Consider the following 4536-nt stretch of genomic DNA (forward strand, 5'->3'; position numbering starts at 1 on the left):
TGGTGTACTCGGCGAGTATATCGGAAGAATTTACATTGAAACCAAAGCAAGACCTAAATATATTTTGAAGGGGAAGAATAGTGTTAAATAAAAGCACGGTGGCTTTATATTTGATATTCTCATTATGCGTTTTCGCGCTTTGCCTTTATATTTCCTTCAATAACCCAGTTACATCTGATGGAGCATCTTTATTTTTAGAAGCAAAAGATATGGCGGATGGAAACATTCTGCTACGAGGATGGACTCTTTCTACTGTATCGTTTTATTTCACTGAGGCGATATGGTATATGATAGTAATCAGGGTTTTTGGTGACAGTATATACCTGATGTATGTGTTACCAGCCGTATTCTACACGATTACTATTATGCTGGCCTTTGCTCTGTCACATACAGATGGGAAAATGAAGTGGTCAATCGCAGCGCTAATTCCATGCGTAATCATTTCATCTCCTATGGCGTCAACCATGACACTAGAGACATGTGTACATGTAGGAACTATCATATTTGCTCTGGTGTGCTTAAATATGCTTAGGTATGATAAACATACAACAATTAAACTGACAAGCGTCACGACTCTCACTGCTGCATCTGTATTCAGTGACTCGATATTCAACTACTATATCACTATACCGATAGTTGTTACTTTTGTTGTTCATGTATTGATAAACAAAGATTTTAGCAAGTGGCGCTATGTATTTGCAGTTATTGTTGGCGTTGTCATAGCAAAGTTTCTTGCTTTAGTGGCAAATTATTTTGGTCTACTAAACACCCCCGGGACTCAACCTCCAGCATTTGTTAATTACGAGAATATACCATCTAACCTCAATCTTTTCATTGTTGGCATCATCCAGTATTTCGACGCCTTCATTTTCGGAAAACAGCTTTCTGCAAGCAATGCGATGATATTTAGTAGATTTGCAGTGATGATATTTTGGTTAGCTCTTTTAGTTGTAGCTATCAAAAACAGGTTTAAAGCGTCGTTTGTTGATACTGCATTATCCATTTCCTCAGTATTGCTACCAGCCGCATATGTAGCAAGTAACATGCCTGTAGACCTTGGCACTACAAGGTATCTGGTTTTCTCTTTTATTACTGGATCCGCTCTAATTGCACGTTATCTAAATTCACAAGCCGATCAAAGACTCTATGCTTTTGCTTCAACTATCATACTGATTTTTATTTTCATCCCAAGCGGAAGATACGAACTACCGAATTCGAGAGTACAAGATATTAGTAACTTTGTTCGTGATAATAACCTCGGTGATGGTTACGGCACATACTGGGTTGCGTCTGCCGTGACTCTGTTTAAAAACGGAGACGTAAGGCCAATCACGTTTACTGATGAAAACAAAGCGGTTAGGTTAAACTGGCTGTCCAATAAAGCATGGTACGGTTTTAAATCAAGATATATCGTCACAGAGTTCAAGCATGATATTGATAAGATATTAAACCAGTATGGACGGGAAGGGCATATAAAAGAGATTGATAACGCATATATAATTTACTATGATGATGCAAGGATTGTTATAGAGTAGTCAACAAGGAGCCTGTCCATAATTCTGTGTAACTGCCACTGTATTAAAGGTGATCGCTCAGGCGGTCACCGACCTCAATAATAAAACGACTCATTGCCAGCCGCCAGTGCTGGATCGGCATACTCCACTTTTTTGAGACATCTTTGATCGCCAGATAAATAACCTTCCACACTGAGTCGTCTCCCGGGAATACCTTGCATTTCTTATCTCGGCCCGGATCACACTGTTCAGTGATTCGATAGCGTTTGTGGTGTAGATCGCCTGGCGGATATCCGGCAGGTAGCTGAAGAATGTGTTCAGGTTTTCCCAGTGCGCACGCCTGCTTTTGCTGATCTGCGGGTATTTGTCGTCACACACGCCCGCGAACACATTCAGCATCATCAACGCCGCCTCTTCGGTAAACCGTCTTCAGACCACTGGTGACCGCCTTGTAGTCTTTCCAGGACACGTATTTCAGGCTGCTACGTACCATATGGATGATGCACTGCTGGATATGGGTCTGCGGATAGACGCTGTTTATCGCATCCGGAAAGTCTTTCAGGCCGTCCACACAGGCAATCAGGATGTCCTGAAAACCACGATTTTTCAGCTCCGCCAGCACATTCAGCCAGAATGTTGCGCCTTCATTTTCGGTCAGTCACCTACCCGGCAGCGCTTTCTGGCCTTCGGTGTTGATACCCAGCGCCAGGAAGACAGTTCTGTTTATGACGCTGTCATTTTGACGGATTTTTACGACAATGCAGCCCATGTAAACGATGGGATACAGCGCATCCAGTTACCGGTTTTGCCACTCCGTAGCCTGCTCTTTTAGGGCATCTGTGACTTTGGATATCAATGTGAGCGACACATCGGCATCGTACATTTCTTTAAAGGTGGCGGCGATTTCGTGCGTGGTCATGCCTTTGGCATATAGCGATAAAAATCTGGCTGTCTATCTGCGTGAGCCGCGTCTGGTTCTTCTTAATCAACTGAGGTTTGAAGGTGTTTTCACAGTCACGCGGCGTGTTCAATTCAATCTCGCCATCACCGCAAAGCAGGATGTTTGACGAGTAGCCATTACGGATGTTTGAGCTTTATTGTGCATGTTTTTCTCATGCCCAGGATGGTCGGTCAGTTCTGCATTGAGCGCAGTTTCGACAGTAAGCTTCGTCAGCATCTGGGAAAACTGGTTGAGATCGGCTTTGGTTTTAAGGCCTTTAGCCAGTTCAGCAGCCAGCGCTTTGAGTTTATTTTCGTCCATAAATTGCCTGTCTCCGTTGTCGGAATGAACATATCAAAAACAGGCAGATACACAATTTAAATTACAGTCTCTGAGGCGGAATTATAGTTAATTACACCACTTAGGCTTGCTCCATATTACAGGCCCTAACCATATTTTTCCTTCCGCACCGTTATACAATATTTTTCCGTTTTTACTCTTTAATTCTGACTCTATTATTTTATCCGCCTTACCATCTTTTGTGTAATATAAAACCTCACCATTAATGCAGTACCAACTTGGTCTGGACAACCATGTTCTAGGAATTACAAATTTATCATAAGAGTCTGTGAGTTCAGAAGAGTGTACTTCTGCATCAATCGAGTTTAATAGTTGCATTCTCCAGAAATCCTCTCCATAAATATATTTTATTCCAGTTAACCTTACAATTGAAGTAATTTTTTTATTTATTTCTGAATTCATATTGGATTTATTATAACTAAAAGACTCTGCTTTTGTTGTATATAGTACTGGTGCTATTGCTGACATGCATATAGCCATTGCAATAGTTAATGAATATGAATACACATTATTTTTTATATTACTTTTAAAAATTTTAAAAATGGTGGCAAATACAGAAATTTTTAGTATACAAGTTGCCCAGAAAATATGGCGCCCTTCTGGGTTGAGGCATGATATAAGTAGCAGTCCTAAAACAAAACCTGTAGCTCCCAATGCACATAACAGATCTAGTCGACAAATACTAGTTTTAGTTTTTCTGCCATCAATCAAAATATGAAGAAATATTTTTAAGCCATATACAATAGTTGCAATAAATAAAAGTATATACAATAAGCCCATAAAGTAGAAAGGTGTCAATATTCCTATTGCATTACTTCCAACAGCCAAGCTAGAGGATGAAGAGTACACCAGGATTGACTTTAAAATTATAAAAAGATTGTCAATTGCTTTATCTGGAGATATTAACAACGATGCTTGAGAATAGTCGACCTTGAGTGGGAAATGTCTGTCTAAAAGATAATCATTTGCCATCTTGCCGATAACAAAAGATACAGCTATAGATAACATTGACACAACTGAAGTCTTTGATCTGAATATAATCAGTATGAATAAAATAAAAGGTGCTATAATAATCAAAGTTCTAATTGGCTGCTCTGCAGTCATTAGAATAACAGCAAGGGAAGAAATACACAAAAAACTCTTTTTGCTTTCTTGAATATATATGATGACCGGTAGGCATATCATAATAGAAAGTACTACATTCGAAAGATGCGATTCCTGACCAAGTAAAAAATCAATATCATCCATACCAAGCGGAATGAATAAGCAAGTTGATAGTAAAAGTGAAAAATATTTATTTCCACAATATTTAGAGATAATTAGATTGCAAATATAAAACCAAACGCAGATCGCTATTGCACCGCCTATTGCATAAGCCTTATATCCTGAAAAACCAATGTAGTTGGCTAAGGCTATGAATGGGCTTATTTTTAGCATAATAAGTTGGTTGCCGTAGAAAAAATCATGTGGAAGTAAAACCCCTTCATCTCTTATGGCTGAAGCTAAAACTTGATATGCTGCTGAATCTGCGTGAAAAAAATTCGGATAAATATAAATGTGATGCACTAAGCCAATGGCAAGACCAATAATGATTACAGATACATGCCAAAAATAATTTTTTTTAAATTCCATCATTTTATTTGACCAACTTTCTTAATGATATATTTAGGTCTTGCTTTGGTTTCAATATAAATCCTTCCGATATACTCGCCGAGTACACCG

The 4536-nt window shown here is 39.0% G+C and carries 2 protein-coding genes and 1 pseudogene; 1 reads left to right on the plus strand and 2 read right to left on the minus strand.

The window, feature by feature from the left end; translation table 11 throughout:
- The first annotated feature begins 80 nt into the window (after nt 1-80).
- On the plus strand, nt 81-1535 hold the full coding sequence (locus tag J4650_RS22525; protein WP_001537448.1) for a hypothetical protein: 1455 nt from the start codon (nt 81-83) through the stop codon (nt 1533-1535).
- Between the two features lie 43 nt (nt 1536-1578).
- On the opposite strand, the pseudogene J4650_RS22530 reads toward J4650_RS22525, so the two are convergent.
- Together J4650_RS22530 and J4650_RS22535 are read right to left on the minus strand one after the other, a co-directional pair.
- Nucleotides 1579-2775, minus strand: a pseudogene (locus J4650_RS22530) (IS256 family transposase).
- 87 nt (nt 2776-2862) lie between these two features.
- Nucleotides 2863-4449, minus strand: a complete 1587-nt coding sequence (locus tag J4650_RS22535; protein WP_023993903.1) for a hypothetical protein — start codon at nt 4447-4449, stop codon at nt 2863-2865.
- Between the last annotated feature and the right edge of the window lie 87 nt (nt 4450-4536).

Source organism: Salmonella sp. 32120201201600049SM, from assembly GCF_017572835.1.
Lineage (GTDB): Bacteria > Pseudomonadota > Gammaproteobacteria > Enterobacterales > Enterobacteriaceae > Salmonella > Salmonella enterica.

Coding starts and splice junctions, on each gene's coding strand:
- J4650_RS22535 (WP_023993903.1), bottom strand. CDS start 4,449: ATGATGGAATTTAAAAAAAATTATTTTTGGCATGTATCTGTAATCATT.